Source organism: Klebsiella sp. GN_Kp190 (assembly GCF_040061795.1).
GTDB classification, from domain to species: domain Bacteria; phylum Pseudomonadota; class Gammaproteobacteria; order Enterobacterales; family Enterobacteriaceae; genus Klebsiella; species Klebsiella michiganensis.
In genome coordinates, this window is sequence record NZ_JBEAFN010000001.1 from 49,566 (window position 1) to 65,655 (window position 16,090).

General features: G+C 56.7%; 16 protein-coding genes. 9 read left to right on the forward strand and 7 right to left on the reverse strand.

What is annotated here, in order from left to right; translation table 11 throughout:
• Window positions 1-256: 256 nt before the first annotated feature.
• Entirely contained in the window at window positions 257-1,264 is a 1,008-nt protein-coding gene (locus ABLU67_RS00230; RefSeq protein ID WP_348852096.1) for an NADP-dependent oxidoreductase, read from the reverse strand.
• A 166-nt stretch (window positions 1,265-1,430) separates the two neighbouring features.
• Window positions 1,431-2,255 carry an oxidoreductase gene (locus ABLU67_RS00235; protein ID WP_348852097.1) on the reverse strand — a complete coding sequence of 275 codons (825 nt, stop codon included), beginning with the start codon at window positions 2,253-2,255 and terminating at the stop codon, window positions 1,431-1,433.
• Window positions 2,256-2,471: 216 nt separating this feature from the next.
• Between ABLU67_RS00235 and ABLU67_RS00240 the strand changes: the two genes are divergently transcribed.
• Window positions 2,472-3,032, forward strand: coding sequence for a TetR/AcrR family transcriptional regulator (locus ABLU67_RS00240; protein WP_014228707.1), 561 nt, complete (start codon window positions 2,472-2,474; stop codon window positions 3,030-3,032).
• A 42-nt stretch (window positions 3,033-3,074) separates the two neighbouring features.
• On the opposite strand, the gene ABLU67_RS00245 is transcribed toward ABLU67_RS00240, so the two are convergent.
• Window positions 3,075-3,914, reverse strand: a complete 840-nt coding sequence (locus tag ABLU67_RS00245) for an AraC family transcriptional regulator (RefSeq protein WP_348852104.1) — start codon at window positions 3,912-3,914, stop codon at window positions 3,075-3,077.
• 200 nt (window positions 3,915-4,114) lie between these two features.
• On the opposite strand from ABLU67_RS00245, the gene ABLU67_RS00250 reads away from it, so the two are divergent.
• Window positions 4,115-5,422, forward strand: coding sequence for an alpha-glucosidase/alpha-galactosidase (locus tag ABLU67_RS00250; RefSeq protein ID WP_025106186.1), 1,308 nt, complete (start codon window positions 4,115-4,117; stop codon window positions 5,420-5,422).
• Window positions 5,423-5,606: 184 nt separating this feature from the next.
• Here the strand turns inward: ABLU67_RS00250 and ABLU67_RS00255 are convergent, their stop codons facing one another.
• Together ABLU67_RS00255 and ABLU67_RS00260 are read right to left on the reverse strand one after the other, a co-directional pair.
• Window positions 5,607-5,969 carry a RamA family antibiotic efflux transcriptional regulator gene (locus ABLU67_RS00255; RefSeq protein ID WP_004849595.1) on the reverse strand — a complete coding sequence of 121 codons (363 nt, stop codon included), beginning with the start codon at window positions 5,967-5,969 and terminating at the stop codon, window positions 5,607-5,609.
• 90 nt (window positions 5,970-6,059) lie between these two features.
• A complete protein-coding gene (locus ABLU67_RS00260) occupies window positions 6,060-6,650 on the reverse strand; it encodes a TetR/AcrR family transcriptional regulator C-terminal domain-containing protein (protein WP_049083510.1) in 591 nt (196 codons plus the stop codon).
• Window positions 6,651-6,813: 163 nt separating this feature from the next.
• On the opposite strand from ABLU67_RS00260, the gene ABLU67_RS00265 reads away from it, so the two are divergent.
• A complete protein-coding gene (locus tag ABLU67_RS00265; RefSeq protein ID WP_348852098.1) occupies window positions 6,814-8,250 on the forward strand; it encodes a DHA2 family efflux MFS transporter permease subunit in 1,437 nt (478 codons plus the stop codon).
• A gap of 163 nt (window positions 8,251-8,413) precedes the next feature.
• Here the strand turns inward: ABLU67_RS00265 and ABLU67_RS00270 are convergent, their stop codons facing one another.
• Complete coding sequence (locus ABLU67_RS00270) at window positions 8,414-9,199, reverse strand: SDR family oxidoreductase (RefSeq protein WP_014838005.1); 786 nt, start codon at window positions 9,197-9,199, stop codon at window positions 8,414-8,416.
• A gap of 51 nt (window positions 9,200-9,250) precedes the next feature.
• Window positions 9,251-10,147 (reverse strand): GntR family transcriptional regulator, encoded by an 897-nt coding sequence (locus ABLU67_RS00275; RefSeq protein WP_014838004.1) that lies wholly within the window; start codon window positions 10,145-10,147, stop codon window positions 9,251-9,253.
• A gap of 191 nt (window positions 10,148-10,338) precedes the next feature.
• Here ABLU67_RS00275 and ABLU67_RS00280 point away from each other — a divergent pair, with 191 nt between their 5' ends.
• From ABLU67_RS00280 to ABLU67_RS00305, 6 genes are read left to right on the forward strand one after another with little or no spacing between them, the layout of a single operon-like run.
• The gene (locus ABLU67_RS00280; RefSeq protein ID WP_009651954.1) at window positions 10,339-11,151 is read left to right on the forward strand and encodes an ABC transporter substrate-binding protein; all 813 of its coding nucleotides are present in this window, start codon (window positions 10,339-10,341) and stop codon (window positions 11,149-11,151) included.
• 28 nt (window positions 11,152-11,179) lie between these two features.
• Window positions 11,180-11,905, forward strand: coding sequence for an amino acid ABC transporter permease (locus tag ABLU67_RS00285; protein WP_025106181.1), 726 nt, complete (start codon window positions 11,180-11,182; stop codon window positions 11,903-11,905).
• Window positions 11,902-12,642 (forward strand): amino acid ABC transporter ATP-binding protein, encoded by a 741-nt coding sequence (locus tag ABLU67_RS00290; protein ID WP_004849580.1) that lies wholly within the window; start codon window positions 11,902-11,904, stop codon window positions 12,640-12,642. The genes ABLU67_RS00285 and ABLU67_RS00290 overlap by 4 nt, the downstream gene beginning before the upstream one ends.
• A gap of 13 nt (window positions 12,643-12,655) precedes the next feature.
• The gene (locus tag ABLU67_RS00295; RefSeq protein ID WP_032749719.1) at window positions 12,656-13,831 is read left to right on the forward strand and encodes a M20 family metallopeptidase; all 1,176 of its coding nucleotides are present in this window, start codon (window positions 12,656-12,658) and stop codon (window positions 13,829-13,831) included.
• Window positions 13,828-14,928, forward strand: a complete 1,101-nt coding sequence (locus ABLU67_RS00300; RefSeq protein WP_109240755.1) for a mandelate racemase/muconate lactonizing enzyme family protein — start codon at window positions 13,828-13,830, stop codon at window positions 14,926-14,928. Before ABLU67_RS00295 ends, ABLU67_RS00300 begins: the two co-directional genes overlap by 4 nt.
• Window positions 14,915-16,084, forward strand: coding sequence for a Xaa-Pro peptidase family protein (locus ABLU67_RS00305; RefSeq protein ID WP_143439684.1), 1,170 nt, complete (start codon window positions 14,915-14,917; stop codon window positions 16,082-16,084). Before ABLU67_RS00300 ends, ABLU67_RS00305 begins: the two co-directional genes overlap by 14 nt.
• Window positions 16,085-16,090 lie beyond the last annotated feature (6 nt).

The window sequence follows — 16,090 nt, forward strand, 5'->3', positions numbered from 1 at the left end:
AGCGTCCGCGTCAGGCGACATACGCTGTTGGGCCAGATTCGGATGCTCCCCGAGCAAAATTGTATCAGACAAAATCCTTTGCCAACAAAAGCATCGGCTCACCTATGACAGCTTATCTCAATGATGGAAGTGAACGCTACGGCGTGACGCCCGCTTTTCCCTGCGGGCTAAGGCCGTCCTCAGGGCGCTCCCGATGGAGAGTAAGGACGACGGATTTAAACGAAAGTGTTTTTGTTGAAGCGGAAAACCGCTGCGGTTATGACCCAGACACCCTAACGACCACCTTTCCCTTAGCATGGCCCCGGGCAAGATAGTCCAGCGCCTCCTTTGTTTCGGCAAAGGGAAACACCTTGTCGATCGCAGGCCCGATCTGCCCGGATTCGATGAGTTGGCTAATTTGCGCGAGCTGCTCGCCATCGGGGCGGACAAATAAAAACGAATAGCTAAGACCCCGCACTCGTGTAAGACGCAGGATCTTTCGGCTCATCAGCACAAAGATAAAACGCAAAAAGAAATTTAACCCCCGGTCACGGGCGAACGCGGCATCCAATGGTCCGGTGAGGGAAACAATCTTGCCACCAGGCTTGAGTATTTTAACGGCTTTTTCAATCGAATCTCCCCGGAGAGTGCCGAGTACAATATCGTAGCCGCTCAGCACGTTTTCAAACGTCTGCTTTTTGTAGTCAACCACCTCATCTGCGCCAAGACGACTCACCCACGCAAGGTTGCCTGAACTTGTGGTCGTTCCCACCTTTGCGCCAAGATGCTTTGCCAGCTGGATCGCGAAACTGCCTATTCCTCCGGACCCCGCCGGGATGAACACCTTCTGCCCTAGCTGCAGTCCGGCTCTCTCTGTCAGCGCCTGCCAGGCGGTGAGACTCACCATCGGGAGCGACGCTGCCTGTTCGAAATCCAGGTTTGCGGGTTTCATGGCAGCGAGATTTTCAGGTACTCGCGCAAATTCGGCAAGAGAACCGGTTCCCCTGTCGAAAATACTGGCGAAGATTTCATCGCCTGGCTTAAAACGCGTCACGCGGCTTCCCGTTGCCACAACCACCCCGGACAAGTCGCTGCCCAGCGTTGCGGGAAGTTTAAAAGACAAAATCGGTTTGAACAGGCCGCCAGGAATCACGTTATCAATGGGATTCAGGCCAACGGCGTAAACTTTAACCAGAAGTTCATCAGCCGCGGGGGTGGGATAATCGACGTCATCAAATCCCAGCGCCGGGGATTTACCGTAGCGTTTAAACGTGAAGGCTTTCATGGTGCTGGTTTCCTGGTATTTGTCCTGATATGTTTTCTGGCGCCGCTATTGCCGAGTAAAAAAGCGGTTCCCAGTAACGGCTCGATAAATACGGCAAACAGAATTTGCCCGTTAGCATATCCTTCACGCCGCTCGACGATGCCTGACGCGGCCAGTCGCGAAAATGTCATGATGACTCTCTCGCATCAAGCTGAAGGCTGTTGCGCACGACCTTATCCAGGATTTTTGCAGGCGCGAATCGGAGAATGAAATTCAATTTACCGGCCAGCGATCCTGCCGTGTAGCGGATCTTGGGCCGTAGAGCCTGGGCCGCTTTAACCACCACCTTAGCCACAACCTCCGGACTTTCCGCTTCGGCCATTGCCTTACTGACCACTTTCGTCAGCTTAGCCCGGATAAGGTCATACTCTTCCAGCTTTGCATCCGCTTCTCTGTTATTGGCTTCAAACTGCGTTTTTATGTAGGCAGGTTCGATCACGGAAACCCTGATGCCCTGGGTGCGCAGTTCATGGTCGAGTGCTCCCGTGTACCCTTCGACCGCATGCTTGCTGGCCGCATAAAGCGCGACATACGGCAACGGCACGACCCCGAGAATCGAACCGATATTGATGATGCGCCCGCTGCCCTGACGGCGTATATGAGGGAGCACAGCCCGCGTCAGCCTGACGATGCCCAAAAAGTTGGTATCGAAAATGCTCCAGGCCTGTTCAATAGAGCTTTCTTCCGCGGCGGCAGGCGCGACCCCAAAGCCCGCATTATTGACCAGAATATCGATCCGCCCCTCCAGGCGCAGCAGATCGTCAATAGCAGCCCCGACCGAAGCATCGTCAGTCACATCAAGCGTCAGCAGCGGAAAGCGGTGTGTACCCGCCTGAGAGCCACGCCGGCTGGTGCCATAAACCTTATAACCCGCCGCTAAAAGTTGATGAGCCGTCGCTTCGCCGATGCCTGAAGAAGCGCCTGTCACCAGAGCCACACGTTTATTGTTCATTCTGAGTACGCTCTCAAGATGTTGTTCAGGTTAGCAAGCGTTATCGTTCCAGGTTCGTAGGGGTGAAATAAGGGGGAATTCGTCATGTTTCTTCCTCTGCTGGGTAGCGGGTAAAGGCGCAGGATTAATGATGATGATCATCATCTATAAAGTCAACTGGTTTGATTATGATCATCATCAATGTATACTTAGCCTTTGTTTTGAGGGGGGTAAGCCATGAAAGTGTCAAAAGAGCAGGTTCGCGAAAACAGGATGCGAATCGTTGAAACGGCTTCAGAACTTTTTCGTGAGCGCGGTTACGACGGCGTAGGCGTAGCGGAGCTGATGTCAGCGGCTGGCTTAACCCACGGAGGGTTTTACAAACACTTTGGTTCCAAGGCCGATTTATTATCGGAGGCGATGCATTGCGGCTTTACGCGTTCGGCAGAACGTACGGCCGATGTGAGCCGGAAAACGTTTGTGGAGTATTACCTCTCCCGCCAACATCGTGATGACATGGCAAAGGGGTGTGTGATGTCGGCTCTGGGTAGTGACGCCGCGCGTCAATCTGAAGCCATTAAGGCAACCTTTGCGGCTGGCATTGAAGCTCAGCTGGCCACCTTAGCAAATGAGAAAGCCGCGGAAGGCCTTACGCGTGCCGACCTGATCGATACGATTGCGCATCTTGTCGGCGCGCTGGTCCTTTCCCGCGCCTGTCCTGATAGCTCCTCTCTGGCAGATGAAATTCTGGATGTTTGTCGATCGCGCATTCTCAATCAGGATACGCCCGCAAAATAGAGATCGCGCAGAGTCACCGCCGATGAGAATAAGCGCTGAACGTCATCTCAGCGCCTGCTGTTCAGAAAGGTATTTTTGCCGCCATTTAGCCGGAGATACGCCGTACAGCTTCCTGAAGGCTTTAGAAAAATGCAGCTGATTTTCATAGCCGACGGAAATGCCCACGACTTTAATCGCCGTAGCGCTGTTTTTCAGCAGGCTTACTGCGATGTTCATACGAAAATTTAGCAAGTATTCCTTAGGACCTATACCGTAGGCGCCTTTGAACAACCGGCAGAGGTAGCTGCGATTGATATTGCAATAGGCGGCCAGGCTATCAACCGTCAGATGTTCGTGGTAGCGATTTTCAATTTTTTTGATCGCCCTTTGCAGATGCCGGGTTTTGTCATCAGGGAGGGAAGCCTTTTCGCCGGGCGTATTGCTGATTAGCGAAGAAAAGAAGAGATAGCACAATCCCTGCACCTTCAGCGGATGCTCATCGCCATGTTCGACAATTTGCCGCAGGTAGCCAGAGGCGCTGGAGTCGTCTTTATTCAGGTTGGGGCGATAAACCGGAGATTGCCGGCTAAGATGACACTCCTCGAAAATTCTGGCGGCAATCAGCCCATCGACCTCAAGCCACATATAATGCCACGGATCCCTATTATCAGCGCAGTAGGTTGTCACCTCATGGGGATGGATCAGAAACCCCTCCCCGGCGCCGACAGGAAAAGCGCCAAACTCACTGTAAAATGTGCCGGTTCCACTTATCACATAATGAAATAGGTAATGCCGGCGGACTGCGGGGCCAAAGCGGTGTCCCTTATGACAATTCTCCTCGCCGTACTGGTACAAATTCAATTCGATATTGTCGGTATGATTAAGGGTAAAAGTCTTGTGCATCAGTCGCGCTCTCTCTTTTTCACCCACGTTATCAGAGATGCCTGCAGTAAAGTCACCGCGTTTCAGCCAGATTCGGAGCTGGCTCACACTTTCATAGCGACATCATTTTTCGCCATACCAATATCACATTTAGCCATATTTCCTGTTCATGCCGCAGCGTACATTCTGCCTGGTGAAAACAGCGGGAACGGAGAAATACCATGATTAAAGTGACATTTATGGGCGCAGGCAGCACCATTTTCGCCAGGAACGTACTCGGCGACATTATGACGACGCCGGCGTTGAAAGAGGTGGAGATTGCGCTGTACGACATCGACAGCGCCCGTCTCAATGAATCCCTCGCCATGTTGAATAATATCAACCGCAATACCAATGCGGGCAGAGCGAAGATCGCCGCCTACCTTGGCGTTGAGAACCGCCGCGCGGCGTTGAAAAACGCCAATTACGTGGTGAATGCTATTCAGGTTGGCGGCTACGATCCGTGCACCATCACCGATTTCACGATCGCGAAAAAATATGGTCTGCAGCAGACTATTGCCGATACCCTGGGCATTGGCGGTATCTTCCGCGCGCTGCGCACCCTACCCGTGCTGTTTGATTTCGCACGGGATATTGAAGCCGTGTGCCCGGACGCCTGGCTACTGAACTACACCAACCCGATGGCCACGATAACCGGCGCCATGCTGCGCCATACGGAAGTGAAAACGGTAGGACTGTGCCACAGCGTTCAGGTGTGTGCTGAAACGCTGTTGAAAAGCGTGGATATGCCAACCGACGACGTGCAATTTCATATCGCGGGTATTAATCACATGGCCTGGCTGCTGGACATTCGCCGTCACGGCGAGGATTTGTACCCGGAAATCAAGCGCCGGGCCAGCGCCCTGCAGGGCAAGCATGATGATATGGTGCGCCATGAAATCATGAAAACTTTCGGCTATTACGTCACCGAATCGTCAGAGCACAACGCCGAATACATGCCTTACTGGATCAAACGCAGCTACCCGGAGCTGATTGAACGCTTCAATATCCCGCTGGATGAATATCCGCGCCGGTGTATTGAACAGATTGACCAATGGCAGCAGCAGAAAGTGTCGCTGACCCATGACACCAGCCTGACCCACAGCCGTACCCATGAATACGCGTCTTACATCATCGAAGCGATGGAAACCGATCGGCCTTACAAAATTGGCGGTAACGTGCTCAACACCGGTTTGATTACCAACTTACCTTCCGAGGCCTGCGTCGAAGTCCCTTGCCTGGTCGATGGCCAGGGCGTCACGCCGTGCTACGTCGGCAATTTGCCGGAGCAGCTGGCAGCGCTGAACCGGACCAACATAAATACTCAGCTGTTGACCATCGAAGCGGCGGTGACGCGCAAACGCGAAGCCATCTACCATGCCGCCCTGCTCGACCCGCATACTTCCGCAGAGCTGTCGATCGATGACATCCGCAAACTGTGCGACGAACTTATTGAAGCACACGGCAGCTGGCTTCCCGCCTACCATTAATCGCTCTGCTGACCAGCTATCTCCTGATAACTCACCAGGCGCGGCGTTTTCCGCGCCGTTCCCCATGTTTACTCAAAGAACAGGAGGTTTTGTCTTTTCGGCGCTGTCTGTTTTTCTATTTTTTGATAAATCTCTTCGCATCGATTTATCTGCGGCGGCTTTGCGAGGGCTATCGGAAAGGAGATTAAGATTCAGCCTTACCCGGTACGTAACAGGCTGTTTTGTTTTTCTTGCGATATTCACCGGGCGGCAAATGAAAATGACGCGTAAATAATCGGGTGAATGTTTGCTGCGAGTCATAGCCGTAGCGCAAACCAATACTGTAAATATTCTCATCGGTCTCGCGTAAATCGCGGGCCGCTGAGTCCAGTTTTTTATTACGGATATAGCGCCCGAGGCTCTCGCCTCTATATTGCAAGAACAAACGCTGCAGGTACCATTTGGAATACCCTGAATAACGGGCTATCTGTTCTATACGCAGTGGTTTATGTAAGTTATTGTCGATCCAGTCAATGATGACGGCTATCACTGTTTCGGAAATAAACATGTCGCCTCCCCTTCTGAATGCTGCCGGTTTTATCAAGATAGTTTTTGCGTAAGGTATGCACATCATGTTGTCACCGGCACAGCGTTAAGCTCAGGGCACTAATAACCCTTTCATTATCAACGACAGACCGAATTCGAACGCAGTATCCGGATGGGGATAAACCAGCGATTCGATAGAGGGACTTCCTGGCGATGTCTTTGATAAAATTTGATTATCATCACCGCCCGAGCGGGACTGCTCCTCTAATACGCATCCCAGGGTGTATTCACTCAGAGTGAGTAATATCATTGCGGCGTCGGCCTCAGTGAAACCGACGCGCGCAAGATACGCCACCTTGGGACGAAACGTATCCCCTCCCACCCGGGCCGGTGATGTCCCGGCATGTAACAGGGCGCCGTCCCGATGGGCGAGCAGAGCGCGCCGGAAACTACGGGCGTTATCCGCCAGCCAGTTTGCCCATTCAGCAATGTCTTCGGGGACAGGCAGGGAATGGTGTTTGGCTAAAACCGCGGAAGCCATTTCTTCAAGTAAACTGGCCTTGTTCTTGAAATGCCAGTACAACGTCGCTGATTCCACCCCCAGTTTTTGCGCCAGCTTACGGGTCGTAATCGCTTCCAGGCCGACCTCATCTAATAATGCTAATGCTGCCTCAATCACCTGATCTCGCTGGATTTTCGCCATGATATTCCCCTTTATTGATGCATCAAACCGGCCAGTGGTCTGTGAAGCGCCATTTTGTCTGAACTCAGCGCCTGACGGAATCTTTAATGCAAATAAATCTATCATTGATAGGTTTATTGATCAATGATAGATTTCTTCGCACATCGTCCTTAGGGGGCTTTTTATGAATATCAATCAAGACAAGCGGGTCAAGGAAACAACCCATCCGCGACCGATAAACGCCATACCTCCGATGCTGTGGATGCAGGCGGCCATCATCACCCTGGGGGCGTTTGCAACGATGCTCTCATCAACGATGCTGAGCGCGGCGCTGCCCGCGATGGCCGCCGGCCTTGGCGTGACGGACACGGCAATACAATGGATAGCAACGGCGTATCTTATGGCCCTTGCGGCAGGCGTTCCGCTGAGCGCATGGGCGGCCAGGCGGTTTGGCGCTACGCAGCTTTGGCTCTATGGCCTTATTTTATTTGCGATTTTTTCGGCAGTTTGCGCCCTTTCCCCGCGTTTTGAGGTGCTGCTTGCTGCAAGAGTTATGCAAGGCCTGGCAGGGGGATTACTCGTACCGGCAGGGCAAACGATCCTTGGTCTGGTCGTCGGACGCGAACGTCTGGGGCGGGTGATTGGCACGATTGGCGTGGCGATCGTCATTGCACCCTTGCTGGGAACGTCGCTGGGCGCGGTCCTGCTTGAAATCTGCGGATGGCGAGGGTTATTTTGGATCACGGTGCCGTTCTGTCTGTGCGCCTATCTTGCCGGATGGAAGCTGCTTCCCCGTCCGACAATAAAAACTGACAGGCCCCTCTCTCTGGACTGGCTGGGACTGGCGCTGGTCTTCTGCAGCCTGCCGATGCTGATGGAAGGCATGAAAGAGCTCAGCCTGAATAGTGGTAAATATGGCTGGAACGTCATCATGCTCAGCGTGGGCGCCCTGTTCACCTGCTTGTTTATTTATCGCTCTTTGCGCATTGAGTCCCCCTTACTGCATCTCGAGCTTTTCAAGCATCGGGGTTTCACTTTATCTGCCGTATTGATGGCTATCGGCGGCGCGGTGAATTTTGGCGGTCAGTTCCTGCTTCCTTTATATTTCCGCGACGTTTGCCATGTAACGCTTGCTGAAGTGGGCCTGCTTCTCACCCCTCAGTTAATCGGCTCGGCGATAGGATTTCCGGTGGCCGGCTACTTCGCTGATAAGCTGGGGCCACGAACGGTGCTTATCATTGGCGGTTTGCTCGCGGCATTTGCCACATTGCCACTGACAATGATTGATGCGGGAAGTCGCTATACGCTTGTGGGGGGCGCAATAGCGGTCAGAGGGTTCGGTTTAGCCCTGGCAACTGTGCCCGCGATGGCTGCGGGCCTGGCTATGGCTGGCAGCCGTCACGTCGCTGATGCCGCACCTGTTCTGAATATCCTCCAGCGCGTTGGGGCGATGGCGGGCGCGGCGCTGGTGACCGCCTGCTACGTCAGATTTGCCCATACCCGGGGGAGCTTAGCCGCGTTTCACCACGCCGGGTGGCTACTTACCGGCGGGGCCTTACTGCTCGCGCTTTGCGCATTATTTATGGTGAACCATTCCACTTTAACAACGCCGGAAGAATAAACCCGTTATACAGAAAATGAATCGCTGTCAGAGCCGATCCCGATGCCGCGGGTTAAATTTGCAGTAATGGATTTCGTTGCCTGCAAAATAAACAATTCGGAGCGGCTGATAGGCAGTCATGCCAGCCCGTTGCGAACCGGCTGGCATGGCGCACTCTCGCTGGCTAAATCGCGCCGATCAATCCCCCATCAACCCGAATCACCGCGCCGGTAATGTAGCTGGCAGGCTGGCTTGCCAGAAACGCAGCGACGGCGCCGTACTCCTGCGGTTCGCCATAGCGCCCGGCCGGAATGCTCTGACGACTCTTTTCGGCGACCGCTTCCGCACTGCTGTTTTCCCGTTGCGCCTTGAGAGCATCCAGCTGACTGACGCGGTCGGTCGCGATGCGCCCTGGCACCATCACATTCACCGTCACGCCGTCGCCAGCCACTTCGCTGGCGAGGGTTTTCGACCAGCCGAGCAGGCTCATGCGCAGCGCGTTCGACAGGGCGAGTCCGGGAATGGGGGTTATCACGCCGGATGAAGTGGTGGTAATAATGCGTCCCCAGCCGCGGCTGCGCATGGCGGGCAGGAGTTTATCGGTGAGCTGAATCAACGAGGCGACCATGACTGAAAACTGCTGTTGCCAGACTGCGCCATCCGTCCCCTGCGCCGGTGCGGGCGGCGGACCACCGGAGTTGTTAACCAGAATATCGATATCGCCCCACCGCTCGCGGATATCGGCAATCACTCGATCAAACTGCTCCGGGGCGGCGAGATCCAACCGCCAGGCGCGGGCAGTACCGCCCAATAAGGTGATACGTTCCACCGTTTGCGCCAGTTTTTCCGCGCTGCGGCCGGTGACCGCCACCTTCACCCCTTCCTGCGCCAGGGACAGGGCAATAGCCTGTCCCAGACCACTGCCGGCACCGCAGACCAGCGCCACACGTTGTTGTATCTGAAAATCCATAAGTGCTCCTGATTGTATTTTCAGAAGCAATATGTGCAAGAGCGATGCCAGTTATGCGCGGGCGTTTTTAACATTGACCTGGTCAAAGGCGTATTGCAGATGCGTTCTCATCAACTCTGCCGCCAGTTCCGGCTTGTTCTCTCGCAGAGCATCGATGATGGCAACATGCTCTTCACACCACGCTTTTACGCGGCGCTTATTGTGATAGCTGCCAAACTCCAGCAGACGGCGCAGCCGGTTTTGTTGCTGAATGGCCTGTAACACGAACAGGTTGCCGCTGGCTTCTGCCAGCAGCTCGTGAAACTCAGCGTCGGTTTCGAAAATCTCTTTTGCCGGCACCTGCGTAATATCCGGGTGGGTGATAAGCCGCAGATGCCGGGCGCGCAGGCGTTTAAGCATCTGCCTGTCCACATGCAGGCCGGGCGTCAGCAGCGCCGTCGGTTCAATCATCAGGCGAAAACCGTAGCTGTTGCGCAGGGCGACATCGGAGTTGAGGGTTTGCAGGAAGCGCCAGCCGTGCCCCGCGTTACGGGCAATCAGGCCGTCCTCCGATAGCTTGACCAGCGTACGGGTCAGCACGCCGCGATCGACATCATAGCGCTGGCTGATTTCGGTCTGGGTAAACGATTCCGGCAGCGCACCCGCAATACGATCGTGTACCAGCTGCTCGTACAGCTTCTGATCATTGCTCTTGGACTGCTCAATCTCCAGCAGCTCCAGCTCATTGCTGCGTTTAAGCAGGAAAAAGCCCTGATTCGGACGCGCTTCAACCGCCCCCATTCGGGTCAACTCTTTTAGCCCGGCGCGCACCGGCGTACGCGACACGCCCAGCGCATCGGCAAGATGTTGCTCCCGTAAATGATGACCTGGATCGAATTTTGCTTCGGATATCAGGTCGAGTATTTGCCGGGCGATCCGGCGACTGCTCGCAGTGGAGTCAGGCTGCATGGAGAACGGTTCCCTGAAATGCATTGTTGTGATCGATATATACAATATCACGGGCAACAAAACGCAGCAAAACAAAGCAAGGACTGCACGATTAGCGTGCAATACGCACCAGGATGAGACATTTTTTTCACACGCTTGATTGTATTTATTGACTCAATAAATTCAATTTAAATCTTAACCAGGAGACGACTATGTCCAGCAATTCTTTACTGTTTCGCCGCGTGCGTACCTTGATGTTCGCGCTGACCGCACTTCCGCTGGTAAGCCATGCTGCGGTGGAAACCATCGCCCCGGGCAAGCTGACCTACGGCACGGCGGCGACGTTTATGCCTTTTGAGTTCGTGAAAGAGGGCAAGCTCACCGGCTTCGATATCGACCTGATTAACGCGCTAAGCAAAGAGATCCAGCTGACGCCTGCGCCGATGCCGATGGAGTTCAAAGGGCTTATCCCAGCGCTGCAGGGGAAACGTCTCGATATCATCAACTCCGCCATGTACGTCAACCCGACCCGTGCCGCGCAGGTCGACTTCGTGCCCTATCTGAAAATCGGCAGCCGCGTGGTGGTGAGCAAAGGTAACCCGGCAAAAATCACCGGACGCGACCTGAGCCTCTGCGGCAAAAACATCGCCGTGACGCTCGGCGGGATCGAAGAGAGCCAGGCCCGGGCAGACAACCAGCGCTGCCTGGACGCCAAAAAACCGGCCATTAACGTCATGACGTTCCCCGCCGCCACCGACTCCGCCGTCGCCGTCGCCCAGGGCCGCGCCGATGCCGAGTTCCTCTCCACGCCGGGGACCGTCGCCCTGTTAACCGAAAAAGCGGGCATGTTTGCCGCGGTTGGTGACGAATTCGAAGCGGATACCCATATCGCGTTTGCCGTGCGTAAAGGCGACACCGAAACCCGGGCCCTGCTGGAGAAAGGTCTCCAGGGTCTTGTCAAAAATGGCACCTATAAGCAATTGATTGAGAAGTGGAACTTCCCTGACTCCGTTGCCCTTTTCTAAACCGTTTTGCCATTAACCGGAGAAAGCTATGTCGATCGAACTAATGTGGCAGTACTTCCTCTCACCCGAGTTTGTTCAGGGTGCGTGGATGACGCTACTGATTACCCTCTGCTCACTGTTGTGTGGCGTGGTGCTGGGCCTGGTGTTGGCGCTGTTGCAGGAAGCGCCGTTTCGCGCCGGGAGAGGGCTGGCCTTTTTCTACCTGTGGCTGTTTCGCGGGACGCCAGTGCTGTTCCAGATAATCTTTGTCTACAACGTGCTGCCAGGCTTCGGCTTACGCTTCTCCGCGTTTACCTGTGCAGTGCTGGCGCTATCGCTTAATGAAGGCGCCTACATGGCGGAAATTCTGCGCTCTGGCCTGCAGGCCGTTAAAAGCGGCCAGCGCACCGCCGGCATGGCGCTCGGGATGACCCACGGGCAGATCATGCGAAAAATCGTGCTGCCTCAGGCCGCACGCATCGTTCTGCCGCCGATGGGTAACCAGATGATCAGCATGCTGAAATCGAGCGCGCTGGTGTCGGTTATCGCCGTTCAGGAGCTGCTGCTGGTCGCCAACCAGACCGCCAGCGCCAGCTTCCGCTACTTCGAAGCGCTTTGCGCCGCCGGTCTCTATTACCTGCTGCTCACCAGCCTGTTCATGATCTTCCAGTCGTGGCTTGAAAGCGTACTGGATCCCAAACAGCGGCGCAGCAAGAGCCAGAAGCGACTGACCCGCCTGTTTAAATTACCGAAAATCGCCCGGGAGGAACCATGAGCGAGAAACCGCTGCTGGAGATGATCGGCATTGATAAGACTTTTGGTCGCCAGACCGTGCTCAAGAACTGCTCACTTGAGGTGCAGCGCGGGGAAACCGTGGTGCTGATTGGGCCATCGGGCTCGGGAAAATCCACCCTGCTACGCTGCGTCAACATGCTCTCACCTGCCGACAGCGGCGACGTCTTTTTCGCCAGCCAGCACATCAGCCGGGGCGAAGTGCCGGTGCACAAACTGCGTCAGCGTATTGGCATGGTGTTCCAGAACTACGAGCTGTTCTCGCACCTGACGGCGGCGGAAAACATCATGCTGGCCCCAATGACGGTGCTGGGGATGAACCGCATTGATGCCCGCACGCTGGCGGACAACCTGCTGGCGAAGGTGCGCATCAACGAACGCGCGGACCACTTTCCGGACGAGCTCTCCGGCGGCCAGCAGCAGCGCGTGGCGATTGCCCGTGCCCTGGCGATGAAGCCCGAGCTGATGCTCTACGACGAACCCACCTCAGCTCTCGACCCGGAGATGATCCGCGAAGTGCTGGAAGTGATGGCAGAGCTCAGCGCGGAAGGGATGACCAGCATGGTGGTGACCCACGAGATGGGCTTCGCCCGGCGGGCCGCCAACAACATTCTTTTTATGGAAGACGGCGAAATTATCGATCGCGCCAGCACCGGTGATTTCTTCGCCGGCCACGTCAGCGAGCGCGCGCAGCGCTTCCTGACGCAAATATTACATTAATCACGGAGTTCCTATGTCCAGTTACCAGGTTGACAGCGCACGAATGAAAAAGGATTTAGCGACGCTGGTTGCCATCAATACGGAAAATCCACCGGGCCATGAGCGTGAAGCCGCCGAATGTCTGGAAGGCTGGCTGCTGACCGCCGGGTTCGATCTCTCCTTTAGCGAATACGCGCCGGGGCGGACCAACGTTATCGCCGTCCTGCACAATGGACCGGGACCGTGCTTCGCCTTCAACACCCATATCGACACCGTTCCGGCGAGCAGCGGCTGGGCGAGCGATCCCTTCACCCTCAGCGAACGCGATGGCCGCCTGTACGGGCGCGGCGCCTGCGATGCCAAAGGCCCGCTGGTGGCGATGGTTGAAGCCCTGCGTCTGCTGGCCGCCAACCGTCAGCGCTGGTCCGGCACCTTGATGGGCGTGTTCACCGCCGATGAAGAGATCGCCAGCGAAGGGGCGAAATTCTACGTACGCGACACTCCGCCAGCGATTGATTTCGCGGTGATTGGCGAGCCGACATCGAATGCGACCTTCTCGGCTCACAAAGGCAGCTTGCGTCCTCGCGTGCGGGTAAAAGGCGTCACCGCGCACTCCGGCACGCCGGAGCTGGGGGTTAACGCCATTTACCAGTCCGCGCGCCTTTTAGGGCTGATCGAAGAGGCCCACCACCAGCAGGTGCGTTGCCGCTGCCACGATCTGGTCGGCAATGCCAGCCTGACGGTGACCCGCATCCACGGCGGCCATGCGGACAACGTGGTGCCAGACAGCTGTGAGCTGCTGCTCGATCGCCGCATGGTACCGGGGGAAGACGAAGAGGTTGTTAAAGCTGAACTGCAACAGCTGCTCGACCACGCGTACGCGCAGGCAAACGTGGAAGCGGAAATTATCGCCTGGCAGCCCACCACCGGCGGCGCGACGCAAACCGACAGCAGCGAAGCCATTGTCGAGCAAAGCCTTGCCGCCTGCCGCCGTCACGGACAGAGCGAGCCCGGCCCGTTTGGTTTTCAGGGCGGCTGCGACCTGGTGCATTTCCGTTCGCTGGGCGCAAAGGGCGTGGTGATTGGCCCCGGCTCGCTGGCCGTGGCCCACAAGCCCGATGAATTCGTCCCCGTCGATGAATTTATCGCCGCGGCAGATATCTATCTCGATATTGCGCTCGCCATGCTGCCGCCGGCGTCCGATTTATGAAAGCGCAGCTCTTTCGGGGAGACCTGCATTACGCCGGCGTGACGCTGCATACCGCCGCCTCCGGCCCGGTGACGGCGCTCGACACCCTCTGGTTGCGCCTGGAAGACCGTGGCGTGACGGGGATTGGCGAAGTGCGTCTCAACATTCGCTACCTGCACGGCTACCGCGAAGAGCAGGTGCTGAACAACCTGCTTCAGCGCCTCAACGGTTGGGACTGGCGCCAGGAGCCCGCGGCGCAACTTGCCGCGCTGCACGAGGAGGACCGCACGCTGCTGCCGCCGTCGCGCATGGCGCTGGATATGGCGTTGCACGATTTAATGGCGCGTCAGAACGGGGTCAGCGTCGCCGCCTGGCTGGGGGCGCCAGCTGGCCTGCCCGCCTGGCACACCAATCAGACGCTGTTCTGGGGCAGCGAAGCAGAGATGCTGGCGCAGGCGCAGCGCTATGTCGATCGCGGTTTTACCCAGCTGAAGTTACGCACGGGGATAGCGGATTTCGCCACCGACCTGGCCCGCCTGCAAAAGCTGAGGCTGCGGTTTGGTCAGCAGATTTCGCTGGCGATTGACGTGAACGGCCAGTGGTCGCTGGCGCAGGCCCACGCGGCGTTCCCTTATCTGCGCGAGCTGAATCTCAGCTATATCGAACAGCCGTTAAGCCCGGCAAACGATAGCCAGCTTGCTGAACTGTACGGCTACGGCATCCCGATCATGCTCGATGAAAGCCTCAACAGCGAGGCGGCCATCACCCGGCTTATCGCCGCCAAAGGTGCGCTGTGGGGGCATCTCAAGCTGGTGAAACTGGGGGGGCTTGCTCCGACGCTTGCCGCCGCCGTCCGTCTGCGACTCGCCGACGTGCCGTTCATGATTGGCCAGATGAATGAAGGCCATGCCGCCACCGCCGCCGCGCTCCAGCTGTGCCGCGTGGTGCAACCGGCATTCGCCGAACTGTATGGCGCCGATGGATTAACCGACGATCCCGTCAGCGGGCTGGAATACCGCAATGGCATGGTCGCCGTTAACGACTCTCCCGGTCTGGGCGTGCAGTTCGATGCCGCGCGGGCCAACTTACTCCAGGAGTTTAATGATGCAAGATGTTAACAATGTGATTCAGGGCAGCGAGTCCGCCTTTCGCGCCGACGAATATGCGCAGCGCATTCAGCGTACCCGCGAACGCTTAAGCCGCGCGGGCGTGGACGTGATGATCGTGACCGGCCCGGAAAACATTTTCTGGCTTACCGGTCAGCAAACGCCGGGCTATTACACCTTTCAGGCGCTGCTGCTGCCGGTAGAAGGGGATCCGGTCTTTGTGATTCGCCAGCTCGAATACTTTAACTTTATCGCCAACACCTTTATTTCAGACGCCGCCATCTACCAGGATGGCGATAACCCGGTGGATTTCCTGGTAGGCATGCTGCAACAGCGCGGCTGGCTCAACAAACGCATTGGGCTGGACAAACGCGGCTGGTTCCTGCCGATTGCCGTCTATGAAGCCCTGCAGGCGAAGCTCGGCACCATCGCCGATACCGCGGGCGTCATCGAACCGCTGCGCGCGGTGAAATCGGCGGCGGAGGTGGAAAAAATCGCCCTCGCGGCGCGCTATGTGGATGCGGGCATGCGCGCCGGGATGGCGGCGATTGGCAGCGGCGCGGACGAAAACGCGCTGGTCTCCGCGATGATGGGGGCCGCTATTGCCGCCGGTTCCGAGTATGTCGGCATGGAACCGCTGGTTTCTACTGGCCCACGCAGCGGCGTGCCGCACGGCACCTGGCGACGTCGGATGATGCAGAATAACGACCCGGTCTTTCTGGAGATGTCCGCCGCCCACGATCGCTACCACGCCGCGATGATGCGCTCCGCCTGGCTGGGCCGTCCGCCCGCTATCGCCATCGAAATGGAAAAAGTTTGTCAGGAAGCCCTGCAGGCCGCCCTCGACGCCATTCGTCCGGGCGCCACCTGCGAAGCGCCGCACCTGGCCTGCCAGAAGGTGATCGACCGCGCCGGATTCACCGAAAACTTCAAAAAACGCACCGGTTACTCCATCGGTATCGCCTTCGCGCCGGACTGGGGCGAAGGCGGCATTCTCAGTCTGTACAGCGGCGTCACCACCGAGCTGCAGCCTGGCATGACCTTCCACATCCCGCCGGCCCTGCGTATCTACGGTCAATTCACCGTCGGCGTCAGCGAAACCGTGGTGGTGACTGAAACCGGATATCGCCAGCTGGGTTCCCTGGCTCGCCCATTAACGCTGCTGTAAGGAAAG